Below are 21,397 nucleotides of genomic sequence, written 5' to 3'. Positions count from 1 at the left end.
ATATAAACATCAATTCGCCATTAACGTTTTGCCGAAATAAGGGTGACCGCATGCAAATACTGACTTCGCGACAACACCGATTAGTGAAATTGCTGCTGCATCATGCCGCACCGCAGCCCAGTAAAGAGTTAGCGTCACAGCTTGGCGTGTCTGAGAAAACCATTCAGCGCGATTTGCAGTGGCTTGAGAGCTGGCTCAGCAACTGGTCGCTGCAGCTGGAAAAAACGCCGGGACGCGGCGTACGTTTGCGAGTGGATGATATTCAGCAGCGCTTGCTGCTGGAGCAGCAGCTTAACGGCGATGAAAGCAGCCCGGATGCGCTGGGCCATAATAGCCGCCGGGTGAAAATCGCCTCGCAGCTGTTGAGCGACGCACCGCGCGCCACCTCGATCAGCAAGCTTTCGGAGCGCTACTTCATTAGCCAGGCCTCCATCGTCAATGATCTGAAGGTGATTGAGGAGTGGTTGCAGCCGTTAGGTTTGCAGCTGCAGCGCGGCCCCGGCGGCACGCACATTGAAGGCAATGAGCAGGCGCTGCGCCAGGCGATGGTGTCGCTGATTAACGATGTGATGCAGCAAAACGTTGCCGGCACGCCGCTGCTACCGCGGCTCGACCCCGGCAGCCAGCAAGCGCTGGTGCACTATTTTGGCGATGAGGATGTGGCTTTTGTACAGGCACTGCTGCAGCACATGGAGCAGCAATTGAGTTATCCGCTGGGCGATGCGTGGTACCTCAATCTCTGCACCCATATCCTGATCATGATGCATCGCATGGCGCAAGGAAACGCGCTGGCGCTGGAAACCATGACCAGCGCGCAGGATCTCGATCAACGAATTCTCACCATCGCCAGGCAGATGGTGACCCAGATTGAGCAGCGTATGTGCTGCGCGCTGCCGGCCGATGAGGTGGGCTTTATTTATCAATATATCGTCTCATCCGGCATTGTGGTGGAAGAGCGCGGTGATAATGCACCGCTGCATAATCAATTTTCCACTGCTGAATCCGTAAAAATAACCTGTGAATTAATTGATCGTTTCTCATCCTTTATTCAGCAGGATTTAGTGCAGGACCGATTATTATTTGAAGGATTGCTGGTACATATAAAACCATTATTAAATCGACTCAAATACCATATTCATATTCGCAATCCGCTGCTGGAAGATATTCAGCAGGAGATGAAAGAGATATTTTCTTTGACTAAACAGGCAATGCAATTAACTGCACGCAGCCAGGGACTTTCATCGGTGGCGGATGACGAAATAGGTTATCTGTGCGTGCATTTCCAGGCCGCGCTGGAGCGACAAATCGCTCACAAACGCATTCTGGTGGTGTGCTCCAGCGGCGTTGGCACCTCGCATTTGCTTAAGAGCCGCATCCTGCGCGCCTTTCCGGATTGGGAAATTGTTGGCGTCGTCTCGGCCAGTAATCAGGCTGACTTTTGCCAGCGAGAAACGGTGGATTTGGTGATTACCACCATTCACCTTCACGCCGGCGCTGTTCCGGCAGTGTATGTCAGCGCCTTCTTTAACGATGACGATATCCGGCGGGTGACTGACGCCATGATTGGTAGCCAGCTACCTGACGGCGCCTTCTGCGCCTTGGCTGAACATTAATTGCATGAGGATTCACCATGGATATTTCCCGCATTCTGACGCCGCGCCGCGTTAACCTGGCGCTAACCGCCACCAGCAAAGAAGAAGCGATTCTTGAGCTGACCGATTTGCTCTACCACGACGGCGCCATCAGCGACCGCGCCGCCTTTATTGAGGACGTCTGGCTGCGCGAAGCCGAAGGTTCTACCGGCTTCGAAAACCACATTGCCATCCCGCACGGTAAATCTGCGGCGGTGAAACAAACCACACTCGCCATCGGCCGCACCCAACATGACATTCCATGGGAAACGCTGGATGGCAGCCAGGTGCGCTGCATCATCCTGTTCGCGGTGCGGCTGGAAGATCAGAACACTACCCATATTCGCCTGTTGTCGCAGGTGGCCAGCGCGCTGGCCGATGATGAGGTGATAGCCCAACTGCTGGTGGAAAACGATGCCAGCAATATCATCCGGCTGTTTAGTCAGTACGCCGAAACCGACCTCTGTTAACCGCCTAACTCTCTGAGGTGACACATGAATATCGTCTGTGTAGCGGCCTGCACGGCAGGCATCGCGCATACCTATATTGCGCGCGAAAAACTGATTAAGGGGGCCCACGCGTTGGGCCACACCATCCACGTGGAAACGCAGGGCACCATCGGCACCGAAACGCCACTGACGGCGGAGGAGATTGCCGCCGCTGACGTGGTGATCCTCGCCGTCGACGTGAAGATTAAAGGCGAGGAGCGCTTTCAGGGCAAACCCATTGTGCGAGTGAAAACCGAAGTGGTGATCAAGTCACCGGTTAAATTCCTCGAAAAAGTGGCGGATTCACTGGCGCGCGCCTGAGGAGATCCAGCATGAGTGATAACAAACGCCAGTACGGCCAGGAGATCAAAGGGCATCTGCTCACCGGCATCTCCTGGATGATCCCGCTGATCGTTGCCGCCGGGATCTGTATCGCGCTCGGCCAGGTGATCGGCGGGCCGGATGTCGGCAAACAGACCGGTAGCCTCGCCTGGATGCTCAATCAGATTGGCGGCTGGGGCATGGGCTTGATCGTGCCGCTGATCAGCGCGGCGATCGCCTACTCGATCGCCGATCGTCCCGGTTTTGCGCCCGGCCTGATCGTCGGCTTTATCTGCGGACAGATCGGCACCGGTTTTATCGGCGGCATTCTCGGTGGCTTCCTCGTGGGTTACACGGTGCTGCTGCTGCGTCGCACCATCAGGCTGCCGAAATCAATGCAGGGCTTAATGCCGATTATGGTGCTGCCGGTGCTCAGCACCATCATTGCGGGGCTGCTAATGATGACCTTTATCGGCCAGCCGATTGTCTGGCTGCAAAAGGCGCTGATTGCGCTGCTGGAGTCGATGCAGGGCGGCTCGAAGTTTGTGATGGGCGCGATTCTTGGCGCGATGGCCACCTTCGACTTCGGTGGACCGGTGAATAAGACCATGTCGCTGTTCGCCGACGGCATGCTGGTTGACGGCATTTACGGGCCGGAAGCGGTGAAGTTTGTCGGCTCGATGATCCCGCCGTTCGGCATCACGCTGTCGTATCTGCTTAGTCGCAACAAGTACACCAAAGCGGAAAAAGAGGCGCTGAAAGCTGCCTTCCCGATGGGCATCTGCATGATTACCGAAGGGGTGATTCCGATTGCGGCGCGTGACCTGTTCCGCGTGGTTGGCAGCTGCGTGGTGGCCTCCGCCCTCGCCGGAGGGCTGATTATGGTGTGGGGCGTGGGCGCACCGGTGCCGCACGGCGGGATGTTTGTGGTGCCGCTGTTCACTAAACCCTGGCTGTTCTGCTTAGCGCTCGGCATCGGTACCACGGTGTGCGGCGTGATGCTGGCGGTGCTGAAGAAACCGGTCACCCAGGCAGATGAAGAGTTCGATGACGTGGAAGCCCCAGGCGTCCGCGATGAAGAGATCAAATTCACTCTGGAATAAGGAGCCACCATGTTTGCCATGATGAATGACCTGATTCAGGCCGCTGCCCAACAGCGCTACGCGGTGCTGGCGATTAACTGCTTCAACCTTGAAACCGCGCGCGCCGCCATTCAGGCCGCCGAACAGCAGCGCGCCCCGCTGATCCTCAATGTTTATCAGGGGCATAGCGCGCACTTTCCGCCAGCGATCGCAGTGCCGTTAGTCAAAGCGCTGGCCGATACCGCCCGCGTGCCGGTGGCGCTGGCACTCGATCACGGCAAAGCGTTTCCGCTGATTGGTCAGGCGTTTCGCGCCGGTTTTACCGGCTTGATGATTGATGCCTCATCGGAGCCACTCGCCGAAAACATTCGCCAGACCGCGGCGGTGGTAAAGATGGCGCACACCGCCGGCGTTTGCGTGGAAGGCGAGTTAGGGCATATCGCCGATGCGCCCACCTACGCGCTGGCGGATGCTTCGGTAAAGATGACGCAGGTGGCGGATGTGCTGCCGTTTATCGAGCAGACCGATATCGATCTGCTGGCGATTTCGGTCGGCACGGCGCACGGGCTTTATCCGGCGGGCGTAAAGCCAAAGATTGATTTCCAGCGCTTGCAGGAGCTGCAGGCGGTTTCCACCCGACCGCTGGCGCTGCATGGCGGTTCGGGCACGCCGGCCGAGGATATTCGCCGCGTGAGCGAGTTTGGCGTCGCCAAGATTAACGTCGGCGCGGCGGTGTTTGATGCCGGGAAAATGGCGGTTGAACAGGCGCTGAAACAACATCCCCACGCCGAGCTCGCCGATCTCCTTGCGCTGATGGAGTCCGCCTGCCGCGAAGTGGTGGTTGAGTATCTGAGCTGGTCGGGCTCGGCGGGCAAGGTTTAGCAACGGCGCTGGCTGGCGGTCGCCATTAATGGCGACCCAACATTGTACGGTACGCATTTAGGCGCACCCGGTTTTAAAAATCACCTTATCACTCTCCATCATCGGGTCGGCGCGCACGTCGGCTCCGGTAAACATCACGCTGAGGAAAAATTAACATGTTGATTTCAATGAAAGAGATGTTGGCACCGACTCGTGAACACCGTTATGCGATTGGCGCTTTTAATGTGGCGGACAGCTGCTTTATCCGTGCGGTAGTGGAAGAAGCCGAAGCCACAAACACGCCCGCGATAATTTCCATCCACCCGAGCGAGCTGGAGTTTGTCACCGATGCGTTCTTTGGCTATGTGCGTGAACGCACGCTAAAAAGCAAAGTGCCGTTTACCCTCCACCTCGATCATGGCGCGTCTATCGCCCAGGTGTTGCGCGCCATTCAGTGCGGTTTTACTTCGGTGATGATAGATGGTTCGCTGCTGCCCTATGAAGAGAACGTGGCGCTGACCAAAGAGGTGGTGAAGCTAGCGCACGCGGTGGGGGTGTCGGTGGAAGGTGAACTCGGCACCATCGGCGATACCGGTACTTCTGTGGAAGGCGGCGTGAGTAAAGTGATCTACACCGAACCGGCGCAGGCGGAGGATTTTGTGCAGCGCACCGGCGTGGATACGCTGGCGGTGGCGATTGGGACCGCGCACGGCATCTATCCCAAAAATATGAAGCCGGAGCTGCAGATGCATATTCTGCGAGACATTTCACAGCGCGTAACCATTCCGCTGGTGCTGCATGGCGGTTCAGCCAATCCGGATGCGGAGATCGCTGAAGCGGTGACGCTTGGGGTGGGTAAAATCAATATTTCCAGCGATATGAAATTTGCCTATTTCGATAAGCTGCGTGAAATTCTGGCGCGTGAGACCTGGTGGGATCCGAACGTGATTTATCCGGATGCGATTACTGCCGCGAAAGCGGTGATTCGCTACAAAATGAATCTGTTTGGTGGATTGGGTAAGGCGAGTTTGTACTGATCGTTATGCTACCTTGCGCAATAAATTGCGCCGCTACAGTAAGTGGACGTATTGAGGCTTGTGCCCAAACAGTGCACAAAACCGTAGCGGCGCGATTTATCGCGCATTTTTTTTACTTAATCACCCCTAACCACTGTCCGGCAATCTGCGCATATTCGCCGGTGGCGGTGCTGAGATGCAGCCACTGATCGACATACAGCTTCCAGCTCATATCATCGCGCGGGATCATGTACGCCTTCTCACCGTACTGCATCGGCTTATCCGGATTGATCGCGCACAGCGTTGGATAGTGCTTTTGCTGGAACAGCGCTTCAGACGCATCGGTGATCATCACATCAGCTTTGTTATCCACCAGCTGCTGAAAAATGCCGACGTTATCGGCCAGTTGCAGCGTCGCCTGCGGCAGATGGCTGTGCACGAAAGCCTCATTAGTACCGCCGGCCGGTTCAATCACCCGCACGCTGGGTTGGTTAATCTGTTCAACCGTTTGATATTTCACTTTGTCATCGCAGCGCACCAGCGGAATTTTACCATCCACGCCGAGCGGTTGGGCAAACCAGGCAATCTGCTGACGCTTCAGCGTAACCGAGACGCCGCCCAAGGCGATATCACACTGCTTCGCCACAAAATCATCGCTTAGGGTTTTCCATGTGGTCGGCACCCATTGCACTTTTGCGCCAAGGCTGGCGGCCAGCGATTGCGCCATGCTGATGTCCAACCCTTCATATTGGCCATCGCTGCGCAGATAGCTGTAAGGTTTGTAATCGCCGGTGGTACAGACTTTTAAGGTTTTGCTGGCACGGATTTCATCAAGGTGGGATTGCGCCTGAGCAGCGCCGGTCACCAGAAGTAATGCACTCAGTATCGCGGTTTTCATGGCTTCTTCTTTTTCGAGTTGATGTTAGTTTGCGCGCAGATTGTTTCATAAGCGGGCGCATTATTGCTGTATTCGCAAAAGTGTTGTGATCAATCACGCATTTTTCTCTCTCCCGCACGCGCGTAGAGTGTGCGCCATCAACGAGAAACGGAGCGAAACATGAGCAATATTTTAATTATCGATGGCGGAAAAACCTTTGCCCATTCGAAAGGCGAGCTGAATCATACGTTAACCGACGTGGCGGCCAGCCAGCTGCGCGACCTGGGACATCAGGTACAAGTCACCCTTGCCGATAGCGATTACAACGTGACTGAAGAAGTGCAGAAATATCTCGACAGCGATGTGGTGATTTATCAGATGCCAGGCTGGTGGATGGGCGAGCCGTGGACGGTGAAAAAGTACATCGATGACGTCTTCACCGAAGGTCACGGTTCACTGTATGCCAGCGATGGCCGCACGCGCAGCGATGCCGGTAAAAAGTACGGTTCGGGCGGCTTGATTCAGGGTAAAAAATACATGTTGTCTTTGACCTGGAACGCACCGCTGGAAGCGTTTAACGATCCAGAGCAGTTCTTCGAAGGCGTCGGTGTAGATGGTTTGTATCTGCACTTCCATAAAGCCAACCAGTTCCTCGGGATGGAAGCTCTGCCGACCTTTATCTGTAACGATGTGATTAAGATGCCGGATGTGCCACGCGATATTGAGCGTTATCGGACTCATCTCAGCCAGATCTTTGCTTAACTGTAAGCACCCAGGGAAAAGAGGAAGCATTATGTTAACCGTCGTCGCAGAGATTTGTGTGAAGCCAGGCCGCCGTCAGGTGGTGCTGGATGCTATTAATAAACTGATTCCAACCGTGCTGGAAGAGGATGGCTGCCATCAATACGATGCGTTGGTGGATCATCAGGCGCAGGTGCCGTGGAAACAGAATTCGCCAGACTCGATTTTTATGCTGGAGTTGTGGGAATCACTGCGCCATCTGGAGCAGCATCAACAAATGCCGCATATGGATGCGCATCGCGAAATCATTAAAGATGAAGTGGTTGATGTGAAAATTCTGGTGCTGGAAGACGCAAAAAAATGAATTAGTGCTTCATTTTTGTTTCAGCATCAAGCATAAAAAAACCCCAATCTTTCGATTGGGGTTTTTGTTTAGCAGCTAATCAGAGATTAGTGCTGCTGCTCCTGGTTCAGGTTGTGCTGTACCAGCACTTCCGCATCACCACCGTTGTTCTGGTAAACGTCATACTCAACGCCTGCCACGGTTACGGTGCCGTTCGCCTGGCTCCAGTTATTCACATCTTCACCTTTCGGCAGGATGTCTTCCAGCGTCAGCTCTTTACCGGCTTTCTCAGATACCACCAGCTGCGTTTTGCCGTTGTCGATGAACAGTGAATCATTGCTGTTAGCAATAATGTCATTCAGTGACATGTGCATCAGATCTTCTTCTTCCAGTTCATTGATGCTAGCTGGAACAGGGCTTGGCCTTTTTGGCGGAGTGATATCGACTTTAACCTTAAAGTCTGCGTCAATCGCCAACTCGTTACCCGCTTTATCAAAGAAGCTTGCGGTAAAGTGGTACCAAGCCTCAGGCAGTTCCTCCGTATCCAGCCTCCACACCCCGTTCTCTACCGTGGTACTGCCGATGATGTTGGTACGTTCCTGATCACCATAAACGATTACCAGGTCGCCATCGGTACCGGTACCGCGCATGATCAAGGTCTGGTCATTGACTTCACCAGGTCCAGCCGTCGCATCCCTTTCTACAGGCAGCTTAGTATCTGGATCTAATTTATTGTCAGCATGAACGCTGTCAAAGGTACCTGAGGTTGGTATTGAGGTATCGACAATAAAATCAGCTACATCAACGATTTCGCCACGTTTACCTGAGCCGCTTACTGGCTGAACTTTGATGCTATGAGCAGTTTCTGCAAGCTTTGGCAGCTCAAATGACCACTGACCGTTTTCAACGTTGGCACGACCGATTTCATCTTCACCATCGTAAATGATGACCTGGGTGCCATCCTGACCTTTACCCGTCAGAACAGGCTTGTCATCGTCGGTCTCACTACCATTTTTAATCGGTCCGGTAATCAAGCCAACGTCATCGGTCAGGACCAAATCGGTTAATGCACCTGGTTCTTTGGTATCGATAATCAACTCAATCGGATCCGATTTCTCAGATTCATTACCCACTGGATCGGTGATGACAACGATAACTTCATAATCACCATCAGGGATTGGCTCTTCTGGACGAATGGTCCATTCTCCACTCTCACCAACGATGGCCGTACCAATTACCGTGTCATTACCGTCTTCATCGCGAATGATGATTTTTACGATATCGTCTTTGTCAGCATCCTTACCACCAAACTCAGGACGGCTATCGTCAATCGGTTCACCCGGCGCAACAATCTGACCTGCGTTGTCACCTTCGTGATCGATGATGGTCGGTTCAGAAGGCTTCTCTGGTGGTGTGGTATCAACCACGATGTTCACCGGATCAGAATCGCCGGAGCTCTTTTCCGTTACTGGATCTACAACCCGAACCACTAACTGATGGTCGCCGTCTTCAAACTTCTCAGCCTCAGGGATTTCAAACTCCCACTTGCCGTCTTTAACTACCGTTGAGCCAATAGGTTTGCCGTTATCAGAGATAATGACGATTTCACCATCATTACCTTTACCACGCAGAACCGGGGTTGCATCGCTGGTGGCGTCACCGTCTTTAATGACGACATCCTCTGGACCGTTATTGGCAATCACTTCCTCAATTTGCGTCGGTGGCAGCATTTTTGCATCAACTACCAGCTGGAAATTATCTGAGCCAGCTGACTCGGTACCGCCTTTCGACACCGCATCAATACGCAGATTGTGGGTACCGTCTTCCTGTTCTGGCAAGACGATTTCCCATTTGCCCTGCTGGTCAACGATGGTGCTGGCAATGACTTTATCGCCTTCCCAGATACGCACTGTGGATCCTGCCGTGCCTGAACCTGACATAATTGGCGTTTTGTCATCAGTGGCCTTACCTGATTCCACTGGCCCCACGGTTCCCTCATCATCCCAAACCTTTTCTACTTTCGGATTAACCGGAACAGAGGTATCTAACTTGATAACGAAGTTATCGGATTTAGGGCTCATACGCTGGTGACGATCTTTATACGCCGCAGTAAATGCATGCGTGTCATCACCAGTCAGCTCTGGGGTGGTAAAGGTCCAGCGGCCATCTGCGCCTACGGCCATAGAACCGATCTCATTTGAGTTGATATCGTAGATATAAACTGTCGAGCCTGGCGCAGCCACACCGCTGATGGTTGGGGTTGTGTCATTGGTGTACTGACCCGATGTCAGCCAATCCGTTGCCCCGTTATCATCAATAACACGCATGATTTGCGGTTTTTCCGGTAGAGAGCTATCGATCACAAAGATCTGTTGCAGCGGCTCACCCCAGTTATCGCCCAGATCGCAGTAGCGCACCTGATAGACATAAGTGCCATCCGGCAGTTCCGGGAATCCGTTGAAACTCCAGTCGCCGTTGGCGTCAGCATAGAAAGTGTGAGCATAATCACCAATCGCGACCTGCACCTTAACCAATCCTTCGCCGGTGTTATCTCCAAGTTCCAATTTGCCACTGCTGAAATAGGTGCGTGGTGTGGTAAGGGAATCTTCGCTCTCCTCAAAAGTGCCCACTCCAGCAGTCTCGTTTGCGACTTCAGAGGCTTCAGCCACTCCCTTTTCGGCAAAGACCACAGCGCCACCGCTGATCGTCATATTGAATGGGGTTGACTTGACGCTGGTATTGGTCGCCGCATCCTGCGAAGTGACGGTCAGGATATGGTCGCCATCGCCCAGTTCAGGAGTGATGGTCCATGCACCCATCTTGTCTGCACGCGCTTCGCCAATCGGCGTGGTGCCATCTTTATCATAGAGATAAACCATTGATTCCGGCTCAGCCACACCCGAGATGACAGGTTTACGTTCATCACTGGTTTGGCCCGGCGTCAGGTTACCCATGTCGCTACCGGTATTGTCCACAACACGCCAAATCTCAGGCGCTGCAGGTGGGGTGTTATCAACGTTTAAAATGTACAGCAGAGGTGGGCCATCGTTACCGCCGGCATCAAAGGTTCGCACCTGAATAACGTGTTCACCTTCCGCCCATTTACCACTTTCCCATACTGACGTTGGATCATAGCTCCATTTACCATCGGCACCCAGCTCAATGGTCTTGGAGTAACCATCAATGACGATTTCAGCCTGGCCATAGGGCTCACCGGTTTCCTGACTTTCCCATTTGTAAGCGGAGTTTTTAGTATTAATAATAATCGCTGGATATTCCGGCGGTGGGACGTCGTTAAAAATATTTTTCGCCATGATTATATTCCTTTCAAGGTGTGATTATCGGACTCCGGATATCCCTCCGGAACGAAATAATTTTCTCCTGGTTAGCGTAATTCGTTACACAGGACATGTCTCAAATTCCGGACGCTAATAATTTCACAACCAGAAGGTTAGATTTAAAATAAATGGCCTCCGAATAATATCGGAAGGCCTTTGGTTAATAATAAGAAAATTACAGGAGTGTTATTTATTTTCTACACTGATAATAACACGACGCTCACTTGCATAGCAGGCTACCAGCTCTTTACGTGTGCCCTGACACTGTTTAGATACCTGGCTTTCTCCCATACTTTGAGAAGAAATATTGGCACTGGACAGGCCATTATTGACCAGTAATTTCTTAATCGCATCAGCACGACGCTGGCCCAATTTCATGTTGCTCTCTTCATCACCAATAGGATCGGTGAAACCAGATACAACGATATGCGCCTGCATGTTGGATTGTTGCTTCAGCATGGCAGTAAATTGTTGAATAGCCCTGCGGCCTTCATCGGAAATATCATCACTGTTCGCGCTAGCAAATTTAAACAGCAGGTCTGATGAAAATGTATAGTTATCATAAGACTGTGTTGTGCCTTGCTGACAAGCAACAACCGATGAAGCACGTGACAACAAATGCGTTTGCTGGCGGGTACCAACTAATTGCTGCTGCGCGTCTGTGGTACTGGTCACTAATGGACGACCCGATCCATCCAGGCTCGCGCGAATATAGTAAGTTTTTCCGGCTGCCAGATTATCGCGCCACGGTTGCTGCTGCTTGCCCTGATACGATGGCGCATCATTGGTAAAACTTCCCAGCGAATGCACGCCTGGACTTAAACAGAAAGTACTGTATCCACCGGCAAGCAATGAAGTCTGGAATTCACCATCCACATAAATATTTGCCGGTGAATTACTTACAGCATCTGCTGGACGATAATAAACAATCCGTACTTGATCAGCCGCTGCGGCAGGCATTGAACGCCAGCTCTGACCAAAATTATTTTGTGCTTGCACATTGCATACTGTCATTACTGACAATGACGCAAATGCAGCCAATATCATCATAGATTTATTTTTCATAATAACTCCGGAAAACAGGTATCAAAAGATACCTGTTTCTCTTTATCTCAATAATTAGTCGTGTGATATCTGATCAAGGAGATCATTCATTTGATGAGTAGTATTATTCGCTGAATTATTCGCAGCCAATACACCCGAGGCACTATTTCCGCTGGCATCAGCGCTGAACGAAATATCATTTAGCAACATTGCTTTCAAATCGTGAAGTAGAACACTCTCTTCCTGCTGATCGCTAAATAGAGAATGACCTTGATCTGACAGCAAATCGGATAAGCCTAGTTCATCAAAATCGACCCCATCAATTTTAGGGATTGGTCGCGGCGGCGGCGTAATATCGATTTCAAAATCAAAAACAGGTGTTTTTGCGGTTACGACACCATCAGCATCCTTGAAAGCGGCCTCAAGCTTGTACTTATCTTCAGCCAGTTCCGGGAAGGTAAAACTCCATTTACCATCAGCACCTATAGTCGTGGAGTAGTAGGTGTGGCCTTTAGAACCGGTAACCCACAGATAAACAGTATCCCCTGCAACTCCCTTACCTTCGATAATTGGCGTGGTGTCATTAGAGATATGATTACCTACCAAGAATTTCGTGCCTCCAGGATTATTATCTTTGAACAGGGCCTCAATGCTACCGGTTACGGGCACGTTCGGATCGGGGATCACTTCCCCCGGATTTACGGGACCTTCCGGATCTTTAATATCGATAATGACTTTATCAGACAGCTCAGATTCGTTGCCGGCGGGATCCTTTACGATAATCTGGAATTCATGCTCGCCGTTATCAATAGGTTTTTCTGGAGTGAAAGTCCATGAGCCGTCATCGCCAACAATGGTGCTACCAATTGGCTTGCCGTTATCGATGATGGTGATGATTTCACCCTTCTCACCTTCACCGCCAAAGGTAGGCGTTCTGTCTTCCGTTTCGTTGCCATTCTCGATGGGCTTACCATCGTCATCGCTGATTTTACCGATGCCTTTATTTTCTGGCGCTGTGGTATCAATCTCAACAATATACGGGTCCGATGGTCGGCCTTTATTACCTACTTCATCAACCACTACAGCGCTGAAATCATGCTTGCCTTCGGATAACTCCGGGCTGATAAATTTCCAGTTACCTTCACTGTCGGTTTTCGCCGTACCTACCAACTTGCCATCTTTCCAGATTTCGACGGTAGAGCCCTTTTCAGCTTTGCCAGACAAAACGGGCGTTTTATCATTGGTCACGCCACCATTGCTAATCTCTTTCGCTGGATTAGCGCTATCGTCGAGCATCTTATCGATGGTGCCGTGATTTGGTGCGGTCAGATCAACGATAAATTTCCACGCTTCGCTTTTCTCACTTACCACGCCCTTTTCATTACGTTCACGCGTAGTGATGCTGTGCTCGCCGGCGCCCAGCGCCGTGCCTGGCGTAAATGACCAGGTGCCGTCTGCACCGACGGTCGTTTCGCCAATTTTCTTCTCGCCATCCCAAATCTCGATGACATTACCTTTAGAGCCCGTACCGTTAAGCGTTGGAGTCACATCATCCGTTCTGCCACCTTTGGCGATTGGACCTGTGATGCTGCCTACGTCATCGAATAGCCCTTTCACGACCGGAACATGTACGTCTCTGCCGCCGCTACCGCCGCCGCCTTGTCCGTTATCACCGCCGCCGTTACCGCTGTTACCGCCGTTATTGCTGTCCTGGTATTGCTCTTTCGCCGCCACATAGCCAAGGCCAGCCGCCGCCGCAATGGCTGCTAAGCCACCCAGCGCAATCAGCGCAGGTGACCATTCAAAGCCGGAGGCCAGATCAAAGCCGCCTGCGGTATCAACATAAGCTCCTTCGCCCAAGGCCAGCGAGCTGGTTTCGCCATCAGCCAACGCGGCAGCATCATGATCGGCATCGCCATCGGTAGCGACGTACTCATGCATTTCGCCATCTTCGGCTTTACCGACCAGTGCGCCAGATTTGGCAAAAAAGTCTTCGATAATCAGATCGGGATCGTTAGCGTCAGAGCCTTCCAGCATCACTAACAGATTCTTTCCTACGCGCTTGACGGTAATGTTTTCTGGCGCAACACCGTCATTATTTTGGGTCAGCAAATATTTGCCATTAGTAATGGCCTGGACTTTTGCCGCCTTGCCATCTTTGCCGGTACGTAATACTTCGGCCTTGGTTATTGTTTTTTTATCAATAACAGCAACACTCACGGGCGAAACGTTCATGGTTAATCCCTTCCGTACATTAAATTTTGATTGCTCGATTGCGGACAAGCGCAGCAATCTCCCTGGCTTAACCCACGGATGTGGGCTCAAAGTGAGCGTCATAATCCGGAAAGAGAGATTTCCGAGACATAAGAAACGTCCCGTTAAGAAATAAATAATTCCAAACGTTGCCCAAAAAGGGATTAACTCATTAACTAATTGAATTAATGGTTATTTAATGAAAATCACGGAGAATAAACATGGTGAGGGATGAGTCAGGAAGAGGACTAAAGCAGATGGTTTTCCTGAATTTTTTCACGTAAAAAATCCAGAAAACAGGTAATGCGAGAGGTGAGGGATTGGTTGCGGTAATACACAGCGTGGATGGGTAAGCGCAGTTCGCGAGTGTCATCGGGTAGAACCTGCACCAGGCGGCCACTGACACGATCTTCGCGGCTGACAAAATCAGATAAGCGCACAATGCCTTGTCCAGCTAACGCCAGCTGGCGCAGCGTCTCGCCGCTGGATGCGGAAAGCGTTGGCTTGATGCGCAAAAACTCACCTTCACGCTGCCACACCGGCCAGACGTTATGGGCATCAAGTTGACTGAAACCCAGCAGTTGATGATTTGCCAGCGCCGCAACATCTTCAGGGACACCAAACTTTTCCAGATAGCCGGGACTAGCTAATAGGCGGATGGCGCTGCTGCCGAGCACACGCGCACGTAGGGTTGAATCTCGCAGTTCGCCGATGCGGATGGCGATGTCGGTTTGCTGTTCCAGCAGATCGATCACAATGTCATCCGTGTTCAGTTCCAGCTGAATCTGCGGATAGCGCTCACGGAATTCCGCTACCAGCGGAACAATCACGTGCAGCGTGAAAGGCGTATTAGCGTTGACGCGCAGCCGTCCTGAAGGGATATCCCGACGCTGGGCGATGTGCTCTTCTGCCTGCTCAACGGAAGCCAGAATCTGCCGCGCATGGTCGAGAAAAATCAGTCCTTCTTCGGTGAGCGCCAGACGTCTGGTGGTGCGATGCATGAGCGTGGTTTGCAGCTTGCCTTCCAGACGACTCAACGCGCGGCTGATACCGGAGCTGGTTTGCTCTAACTGTTCCGCTGCCGCAGTGATCGAACCGGTATCTACCACCGCCACCCATGCGCGTAACTCTTCCAGCGTGATTTTCACTCTTCCATCTCCCTGAGAACAAGACCTGTCTTAGCGCCTGAGCAGCAACTTTTGCCGTAGATTACGCCACTTTCACCAGCGGCAGGATAACATAATGCGCCATAAACCTCGGATGAGTAACGAGCTACGTCAGCAGCAGGCAGTAACTCAGCTGCTGCAGCAAGGACGACAGGATGAAGCCTGGCGCAAGATCCGTGCGCACCTGACGCTGGTACCTTACGATAGCTGGTTTCTGCATGAGGCCGCACGTCTGGCGCGACGCAACGGTGAACTGGAGCTGGCGCAGCGCTACTATCAGCGCGCGTTAAAAGTGACGCCGCAGGATGCCGGATTACTGAATGGCTTAGGTTTAACCCACTATGACGCTGGGCGTTTCTCTGAAGCAGAATCCTGTTACCAGGCTGCGCTTAAGGCACATACCCATTACGCCGCCTGTCACAATAACTACGCCATTCTGCTGCATAAACAGCATCGTTATCACGCCGCACTCGCACAATATCGCCTGGCGCTACATATCAAGCCGGATTATACCGAAGCCCGCTACGGCATGAGCACCTTGCTCGCGCATATGGGCCAGCTGCCGGAAGCCGAAAGTCTGATGCAGCAGGTGCTGCGTGAACGACGCAGCGATCGCCGCTGCCGTAACGCGCTTGGCATGGTGCAGCTGCAACAGGGCAATTTTTCCGCCGGCTGGCGCAATTATCAGGCTCGTTACGCGTTAGATAATCCCGACCGTTTCTTTTCCTTACCTACGCTGCCGTTTCCTTACTGGCAGGGCGAAGATCTGCGCGGTAAAACGCTGCTGGTGCGCACCGAGCAAGGACTGGGAGATGAGATTCAGTTCTGTCGTTTTCTCTCACGGGTGAAAACGGAAAAGCAGGCTGACAAGGTGCTTATGCTGGGCAGTAACGCCCTCAAACCCTTGATGGTGACGCTGGCACACGTTGATAGCTATCTGGTTAGGGAAGATAAACAGCATTCACTGCCCAAAGTCGATTATTGGTGCTCGCTGTTAGATTTGCCGCAGCATTTCCTCGACTCAGTCCAGCCTTTTAGTGCCGAACATCCCTATTTGTTCAGCTCAACTGAGCAGCAGGAACAGTGGCCGATTGCAGGAACTGGCAAAAAAATCGGTGTCGTGTGGAAAGGATCGAGCGGACATAAAAATGATAGCCAGCGATCGCTTGCACACCTGTCACAGCTTGCGCCGTTGTTTGATCTGCCGAATACGCATTGGATTAGCCTGCAAAAAGGCGCGGGCGAGGAGGAGGTTATTGATTTCCCGCAGGTGCAACCTTATGGCGCCCGCTTCGCCAATTATCAGGATACCGCTGCGGTCATTTCACAGCTGGATCTGGTCATTGGGGTGGATACCTCGGTGATTCATCTGGCGGGTGCGCTGGGCAAACCTTGCTGGGTATTGCTACCGGCATGGGCTCGCGACTGGCGCTGGTTGGCGGATCGCGAGGATTCACCGTGGTACCCGCAGATGCGACTGTTTGCGCGTGGGCAGGATGAAGAGTGGAGCGACGTGATCGCACGCGTGAAACACGCCTTGCAGCCATAAAAAAAGGGACGCCGCGGCGTCCCTTATTTTTACACTTCGAGGTCGGCTAAGTCGCCTTTCTCTTGCAGCCAGTTACGGCGATCTTCCGAACGTTTCTTCGCCAGCAGCATATCCATCACACGCAGCGTTTGATCGACATCCTCGTCACTGACCGTGAGCTGGACCAGACGACGCGTATTGGGATCGAGCGTAGTTTCGCGCAGCTGCAGCGGGTTCATCTCACCCAAACCTTTAAAGCGCTGCACATTAGGCTTACCTTTCTTGCGCTTGAGCTGCTCCAGCACGCCCTCTTTCTCATCTTCATCCAGCGCGTAATAGACTTCTTTGCCGAGATCGATGCGGTAGAGTGGCGGCATCGCTACGTAGACATGGCCGTGCTGCACCAGCGAGCGGAAATGCTTCACAAACAGCGCGCACAGCAAGGTGGCAATGTGCAGACCATCGGAATCCGCATCCGCCAGAATACAGATCTTGCCATAACGCAGCTGACTCAAATCTTCGCTATCGGGATCGATACCAATCGCCACTGAAATATCATGCACTTCCTGCGAGGCCAGCACTTCGTCTGAAGAGACCTCCCAGGTATTGAGGATCTTACCCTTGAGCGGCATGATCGCTTGATACTCGCGATCGCGCGCCTGCTTGGCGGATCCGCCAGCAGAATCCCCTTCGACGAGGAACAGTTCAGTTTTGTTCAGATCCTGCGCGGTACAGTCAGCCAGCTTGCCAGGCAATGCCGGCCCGCTGGTGAGCTTTTTACGCACCACTTTCTTGGCGGCACGCATACGACGCTGGGCGCTAGAGATCGCCAGCTCGGCCAGCATTTCAGCTGCCTGCACATTCTGGTTCAGCCACAGGCTGAAGGCATCTTTTACTACGGCTGAGACGAACGCCGCACACTGACGTGATGACAAGCGCTCTTTGGTCTGACCGGCAAATTGTGGATCCTGCATCTTCACCGACAGCACGTACGCACAGCGATCCCAGATATCTTCCGCCGAGAGCTTCACGCCACGCGGCAGAATGTTGCGGAATTCACAGAACTCGCGCATTGCATCCAGCAATCCCTGACGCAGGCCGTTGACGTGCGTGCCGCCTTGCATGGTCGGGATCAGGTTGACGTAGCTTTCCGTCAGCAGCTCACCGCCTTCCGGTAGCCACAGCAGCGCCCAATCCACCGCTTCAACGTCGCCGGCAAAGCTGCCGACGAAGGGTTTTTCTGGCAGCGTCGGCAAGCCGTCAATGGCTTCACACAGATAATCCGTCAGGCCATCCTGATACATCCACGTCTGTTCGGTGTCGTTGACCTTGTCTTTAAAGACAATTTCTACGCCCGGGCAGAGTACCGCTTTCGCTTTTAATAGATGTGATAAACGAGAAACCGAGAAGCGTGGACTATCAAAGAAGCTTTCATCCGGCCAGAAGTGCACGCTGGTGCCGGTGTTACGTTTTCCGACGGTGCCGGTAACGGTAAGATCCTGCACTTTATCGCCGTTTTCAAAGGCAATCTGATAGATTTCGCCGTTACGGCGCACGGTCACTTCTACGCGCTTTGATAAGGCATTCACCACCGAGATCCCTACGCCATGCAGGCCGCCAGAGAACTGATAGTTTTTGTTGGAGAATTTACCACCCGCATGCAGGCGACAAAGAATCAGCTCAACCGCAGGCACGCCCTCTTCCGGATGGATATCCACCGGCATGCCACGACCGTCATCAATAACTTCCAGCGACTGATCGGCATGAAGAATCACTTCAACGCGCTTGGCGTGACCGGCCAGCGCCTCATCGACGCTGTTATCGATCACTTCCTGGCCCAAATGGTTTGGGCGCGTGGTATCGGTGTACATCCCCGGACGACGACGCACCGGTTCAAGGCCGGTCAGGACCTCAATGGCATCGGCATTATAGCTTGATTGGCTCATCGTATATGTCTGATTGGCAATAGGAAAATGGCCCCATCTCACAGCGTTACTGAGGATTTAATCCCAGAAAATCAACTATTTGTGCGAAATGGCGTTCGAATCCGATATAGGCATGATTGCCGCCCTCTTCAACCGTCTGGCGGCATGCGCTGTAATACTCCAGCGCCTGGCGATAGTCGAGTATTTCATCGCCGGTTTGTTGCAGCAGCCAAAGTAAATCGGGCGCTTCGAGAGGGTCAATCTGCATCACTTTCAGATCGTAAATGTGGCGAGACTCTAACACATATTGCTGGCCAGTGTAGGGATTACGATTTTCTCCCAGGTAATCCACCAGCAGCTCAAACGGCCGCACGGCGGGATTCACCACCACCGCCGGCAACATAAAACATTGCGACAGCCAGGTGGCAAAATAGCCACCGAGCGACGATCCCACCAGACCAAGGGGTTCACCCGCATATTGCATGACCAACTCTTCCAGCATAATGGCGGCTTCAGCCGGGAAGGTCGGTAATTGTGGCACCATGACATGAATATGCGGATGCTGTTCGCTAAGCCATTGCTGCAGCTGCGTGGCTTTCGCCGATTGCGGAGAACTGTTGAAGCCGTGCAGATAAATCAGTGCCGCCATGGCTTAGTAGCCCTCGGAATCAAGATCGGGACGGAACATGTCGCTTTGCAGGCGGTTCACTTCGGTTTCCAGCGTGCCATCAGGCTGCAGGGTAAACCAGCGCCAGCCGGGGGCGAGCGTATCAATAGTGAAGTTGGTGCAATGGGGTTTGAACTGCACGCAGGTGGAGGGTGAAGCCATGACGCGGCGCCCATGCCAGTCGAGATCGAGTTCCTGATGGATATGGCCACACACCAGATTTCGTGCGCGCGGGAAGTGTTGCAGTACCGCTTCCAGCTGATGGGGATTGCGCAAGCTGTGCTGATCCAGCCAGGTACAACCCGACGCCAGCGGATGATGATGCAGCAGCACCAAAGTATGACGCTCCGGATACTTGCGCAGCGCGGTATCCAGCCATTCCAGCTGATATTCACTTAACATGCCGTGCGGCACGCCGAACACCTGGCTATCCAGCAATACTAACTGCCAGTGATCGCCTAAAAGAACGTGCTTGTCCGACTTAATGCCCGCATCGGCCAGCGTATCAACCATCGCCGGTTGAAAATCATGATTGCCCGGTAGCCAGACGCAAGGCTTTGGCAGACGCGAAATGCCCGCTACAAAGTGCTGGTAGGCTTCAACGGTATGATCCTGAGCGAGATCGCCAGTGGCGATAATCAGATCGTAATGCTGCTGCTGCGCCTCAATGGCATCCAGCACTGCAGCAAAACTCGACCAGGTGTTCACCCCAAGCAGCGATTGATGTTTTCCTGCAAAAAGATGGGTATCCGTGATTTGTAAAATCCTGATACCAGACCCATCTACCGCAGGAAGAGTTAGCAGGCTATCCAAAGCGTTTCCTTAATCTCCACGCCATTGTTGCGTTTCACGCTATCAGCAGACCGGTACAGCCACAGCGCCGTGCGCTAAGCAGTAACGCAACCAATCCGCAAGGAATTGGTTAATCTGATGTTTTTCATCGCGCTGATGCAATTTTTTATTAGGATAATCATAGCGCGCTTTAAATCGGTAGATCTGTTTAGTGGAACACACTTCAGCGACCATCGCATCATGGTAGAGCCGCACCGACATAGAAGGCAGGCTCCAGTAGCTCACCGCGGGTGCCACCTGACGCACTTCAACCAGCGTGGTGTAACGCGTTGATTCTTCGATGGTGAGCTGATAGCTGGCGCCATTCACCTGATAGATCACCGATGCACCTGCCTCGTCATTGCGCGGCAGCAGGCGACGCAGCTGGGCGAAATTGGTTTCGCACAGACGCATCATTTCGGGAAAGTCAGGGGTATAGCGCTGTTTCATTTTAGCTTCCACTCTTGTCGTAGTTTTTCATGGTGCAACGCCAGCCATTGCAGGGCGATGACAGATGCTGCGTTATCAATAATCCCCTCTTCCACCCAGCGGTAAGCCTGTTCGCGGCTTACTACATGGACAAGAATATCCTCATTCTCTTCCTCCAGCCCGTGATTTCCCTCTGCCAGGCTGGCATCCACTTCGCCCACCAGCACCGACAAACGTTCAGACGTTCCGCCTGGGCTGGCTAAGTAATTCACTATCGGTTTTACACGGCCAACCTTGAGGCCGGCTTCTTCTATTGCCTCACGCCGTGCGACATCTTCCGGCGTTTCGCCGGGCTCGATAATTCCAGCCACCATTTCCAGCAGCCAGGGCGTTGGGCTGGAATCAAAAGCCGGAATGCGGATCTGTTCGATCAGCACCACTTCGTCACGTAAGGGATCATAGGGTAGCAGCACGGCGGCGTGTCCGCGCTCAAAAACTTCGCGCACCACTTCACCGCTCATTTCGCCATTAAAACGACGGTGGCGGAAACGGTAGCTGACAATGGAAAAAAAACCATCGTAACGCGTTTCGCGTGCAATAATTTCTACATCGTTTTTTGTGAAAGTCACAGGGGATTTTTTTTCACTCATCATCGTCTGATTCCTTATGCAGATTGGGATGGAGCAAAGAAAAGCCAAGTATACCGCTCCGTCCGAGTGGTTCTTTTTGAATTATTTACGTAAATTAGGGGAAGAAGGCACGTTCAGCCAACTTATCTCTGACGCCGCCTCTGTAGAATCGGCGATTATTTTTTTGGCTTACCTGCAGCACTACCCGTGCATTTTGCTGCAACAAA

At 52.7% G+C, this 21,397-nt stretch carries 19 protein-coding genes; 9 read left to right on the top strand and 10 right to left on the bottom strand.

Translation table 11 applies throughout. The annotated features are described in order from the left end of the window. The first annotated feature begins 50 nt into the window (after window positions 1-50). From AC790_RS00770 to AC790_RS00745, 6 genes are all read left to right on the top strand, one after another. Window positions 51-1,613, top strand: coding sequence for a transcription antiterminator (locus tag AC790_RS00770; protein ID WP_049850629.1), 1,563 nt, complete (start codon window positions 51-53; stop codon window positions 1,611-1,613). Window positions 1,614-1,630: 17 nt separating this feature from the next. Beyond that, window positions 1,631-2,101 (top strand): PTS sugar transporter subunit IIA, encoded by a 471-nt coding sequence (locus AC790_RS00765; RefSeq protein WP_009127719.1) that lies wholly within the window; start codon window positions 1,631-1,633, stop codon window positions 2,099-2,101. A 24-nt stretch (window positions 2,102-2,125) separates the two neighbouring features. Continuing rightward, window positions 2,126-2,440 (top strand): PTS fructose transporter subunit IIB, encoded by a 315-nt coding sequence (locus tag AC790_RS00760; protein WP_009127717.1) that lies wholly within the window; start codon window positions 2,126-2,128, stop codon window positions 2,438-2,440. Between the two features lie 11 nt (window positions 2,441-2,451). After that, window positions 2,452-3,543 (top strand): PTS fructose transporter subunit IIC, encoded by a 1,092-nt coding sequence (locus tag AC790_RS00755; RefSeq protein ID WP_049850628.1) that lies wholly within the window; start codon window positions 2,452-2,454, stop codon window positions 3,541-3,543. Window positions 3,544-3,552: 9 nt separating this feature from the next. Continuing rightward, window positions 3,553-4,404 (top strand): class II fructose-bisphosphate aldolase, encoded by an 852-nt coding sequence (locus AC790_RS00750; protein WP_049850627.1) that lies wholly within the window; start codon window positions 3,553-3,555, stop codon window positions 4,402-4,404. A gap of 155 nt (window positions 4,405-4,559) precedes the next feature. After that, complete coding sequence (locus tag AC790_RS00745; protein WP_009127711.1) at window positions 4,560-5,420, top strand: ketose-bisphosphate aldolase; 861 nt, start codon at window positions 4,560-4,562, stop codon at window positions 5,418-5,420. 112 nt (window positions 5,421-5,532) lie between these two features. Here the strand turns inward: AC790_RS00745 and AC790_RS00740 are convergent, their stop codons facing one another. Beyond that, window positions 5,533-6,297, bottom strand: a complete 765-nt coding sequence (locus AC790_RS00740) for a transporter substrate-binding domain-containing protein (RefSeq protein WP_049850626.1) — start codon at window positions 6,295-6,297, stop codon at window positions 5,533-5,535. A gap of 159 nt (window positions 6,298-6,456) precedes the next feature. Between AC790_RS00740 and AC790_RS00735 the strand changes: the two genes are divergently transcribed. Next, entirely contained in the window at window positions 6,457-7,038 is a 582-nt protein-coding gene (locus tag AC790_RS00735; RefSeq protein ID WP_009127707.1) for an NAD(P)H-dependent oxidoreductase, read from the top strand. A 31-nt stretch (window positions 7,039-7,069) separates the two neighbouring features. Then, window positions 7,070-7,381 (top strand): putative quinol monooxygenase, encoded by a 312-nt coding sequence (locus AC790_RS00730; RefSeq protein WP_049850625.1) that lies wholly within the window; start codon window positions 7,070-7,072, stop codon window positions 7,379-7,381. An 86-nt stretch (window positions 7,382-7,467) separates the two neighbouring features. Here the strand turns inward: AC790_RS00730 and AC790_RS00725 are convergent, their stop codons facing one another. From AC790_RS00725 to AC790_RS00710, 4 genes are all read right to left on the bottom strand, one after another. Continuing rightward, a complete protein-coding gene (locus AC790_RS00725) occupies window positions 7,468-10,674 on the bottom strand; it encodes an Ig-like domain-containing protein (protein WP_049850624.1) in 3,207 nt (1,068 codons plus the stop codon). A gap of 210 nt (window positions 10,675-10,884) precedes the next feature. Then, entirely contained in the window at window positions 10,885-11,763 is an 879-nt protein-coding gene (locus AC790_RS00720) for an OmpA family protein (RefSeq protein WP_049850623.1), read from the bottom strand. 54 nt (window positions 11,764-11,817) lie between these two features. Further along, window positions 11,818-13,977, bottom strand: a complete 2,160-nt coding sequence (locus AC790_RS00715; protein ID WP_049850622.1) for an Ig-like domain-containing protein — start codon at window positions 13,975-13,977, stop codon at window positions 11,818-11,820. 266 nt (window positions 13,978-14,243) lie between these two features. Beyond that, window positions 14,244-15,143, bottom strand: a complete 900-nt coding sequence (locus AC790_RS00710) for a LysR substrate-binding domain-containing protein (protein ID WP_049850621.1) — start codon at window positions 15,141-15,143, stop codon at window positions 14,244-14,246. Between the two features lie 94 nt (window positions 15,144-15,237). Here AC790_RS00710 and AC790_RS00705 point away from each other — a divergent pair, with 94 nt between their 5' ends. Further along, entirely contained in the window at window positions 15,238-16,710 is a 1,473-nt protein-coding gene (locus AC790_RS00705; RefSeq protein WP_049850620.1) for a tetratricopeptide repeat protein, read from the top strand. 29 nt (window positions 16,711-16,739) lie between these two features. On the opposite strand, the gene parE is transcribed toward AC790_RS00705, so the two are convergent. The 5 genes from parE to nudF are packed head-to-tail and all read right to left on the bottom strand — an operon-like array spanning window position 16,740 to window position 21,194. Then, window positions 16,740-18,635 carry a DNA topoisomerase IV subunit B gene (gene parE, locus AC790_RS00700; RefSeq protein WP_049850619.1) on the bottom strand — a complete coding sequence of 632 codons (1,896 nt, stop codon included), beginning with the start codon at window positions 18,633-18,635 and terminating at the stop codon, window positions 16,740-16,742. 46 nt (window positions 18,636-18,681) lie between these two features. Then, entirely contained in the window at window positions 18,682-19,263 is a 582-nt protein-coding gene (gene yqiA / locus AC790_RS00695) for an esterase YqiA (protein WP_049850618.1), read from the bottom strand. Window positions 19,264-19,266: 3 nt separating this feature from the next. After that, complete coding sequence (gene cpdA, locus AC790_RS00690) at window positions 19,267-20,094, bottom strand: 3',5'-cyclic-AMP phosphodiesterase (RefSeq protein WP_009127687.1); 828 nt, start codon at window positions 20,092-20,094, stop codon at window positions 19,267-19,269. 42 nt (window positions 20,095-20,136) lie between these two features. Continuing rightward, the gene (locus tag AC790_RS00685; protein ID WP_008103400.1) at window positions 20,137-20,562 is read right to left on the bottom strand and encodes a DUF1249 family protein; all 426 of its coding nucleotides are present in this window, start codon (window positions 20,560-20,562) and stop codon (window positions 20,137-20,139) included. Continuing rightward, window positions 20,559-21,194, bottom strand: a complete 636-nt coding sequence (gene nudF / locus AC790_RS00680) for an ADP-ribose diphosphatase (RefSeq protein WP_049850617.1) — start codon at window positions 21,192-21,194, stop codon at window positions 20,559-20,561. The genes AC790_RS00685 and nudF overlap by 4 nt, the downstream gene beginning before the upstream one ends. Window positions 21,195-21,397: the final 203 nt, after the last annotated feature.

The sequence above is a fragment of the Pantoea sp. RIT-PI-b genome, assembly GCF_001187905.1.
Classification (GTDB): domain Bacteria; phylum Pseudomonadota; class Gammaproteobacteria; order Enterobacterales; family Enterobacteriaceae; genus Pantoea; species Pantoea nemavictus.
This window is presented reverse-complemented; position numbering and strand designations above follow the sequence as displayed.

What these genes read in the sequence shown, in the direction of transcription:
- AC790_RS00770 (WP_049850629.1), top strand. Translation starts at nt 51, where the DNA reads ATGCAAATACTGACTTCGCGACAACACCGATTAGTGAAATTGCTGCTG.
- AC790_RS00765 (WP_009127719.1), top strand. Translation starts at nt 1,631, where the DNA reads ATGGATATTTCCCGCATTCTGACGCCGCGCCGCGTTAACCTGGCGCTA.
- AC790_RS00760 (WP_009127717.1), top strand. Translation starts at nt 2,126, where the DNA reads ATGAATATCGTCTGTGTAGCGGCCTGCACGGCAGGCATCGCGCATACC.
- AC790_RS00755 (WP_049850628.1), top strand. Translation starts at nt 2,452, where the DNA reads ATGAGTGATAACAAACGCCAGTACGGCCAGGAGATCAAAGGGCATCTG.
- AC790_RS00750 (WP_049850627.1), top strand. Translation starts at nt 3,553, where the DNA reads ATGTTTGCCATGATGAATGACCTGATTCAGGCCGCTGCCCAACAGCGC.
- AC790_RS00745 (WP_009127711.1), top strand. Translation starts at nt 4,560, where the DNA reads ATGTTGATTTCAATGAAAGAGATGTTGGCACCGACTCGTGAACACCGT.
- AC790_RS00740 (WP_049850626.1), bottom strand. Translation starts at nt 6,297, where the DNA reads ATGAAAACCGCGATACTGAGTGCATTACTTCTGGTGACCGGCGCTGCT.
- AC790_RS00735 (WP_009127707.1), top strand. Translation starts at nt 6,457, where the DNA reads ATGAGCAATATTTTAATTATCGATGGCGGAAAAACCTTTGCCCATTCG.
- AC790_RS00730 (WP_049850625.1), top strand. Translation starts at nt 7,070, where the DNA reads ATGTTAACCGTCGTCGCAGAGATTTGTGTGAAGCCAGGCCGCCGTCAG.
- AC790_RS00725 (WP_049850624.1), bottom strand. Translation starts at nt 10,674, where the DNA reads ATGGCGAAAAATATTTTTAACGACGTCCCACCGCCGGAATATCCAGCG.
- AC790_RS00720 (WP_049850623.1), bottom strand. Translation starts at nt 11,763, where the DNA reads ATGAAAAATAAATCTATGATGATATTGGCTGCATTTGCGTCATTGTCA.
- AC790_RS00715 (WP_049850622.1), bottom strand. Translation starts at nt 13,977, where the DNA reads ATGAACGTTTCGCCCGTGAGTGTTGCTGTTATTGATAAAAAAACAATA.
- AC790_RS00705 (WP_049850620.1), top strand. Translation starts at nt 15,238, where the DNA reads ATGCGCCATAAACCTCGGATGAGTAACGAGCTACGTCAGCAGCAGGCA.
- parE (WP_049850619.1), bottom strand. Translation starts at nt 18,635, where the DNA reads ATGAGCCAATCAAGCTATAATGCCGATGCCATTGAGGTCCTGACCGGC.
- yqiA (WP_049850618.1), bottom strand. Translation starts at nt 19,263, where the DNA reads ATGGCGGCACTGATTTATCTGCACGGCTTCAACAGTTCTCCGCAATCG.
- AC790_RS00685 (WP_008103400.1), bottom strand. Translation starts at nt 20,562, where the DNA reads ATGAAACAGCGCTATACCCCTGACTTTCCCGAAATGATGCGTCTGTGC.
- nudF (WP_049850617.1), bottom strand. Translation starts at nt 21,194, where the DNA reads ATGATGAGTGAAAAAAAATCCCCTGTGACTTTCACAAAAAACGATGTA.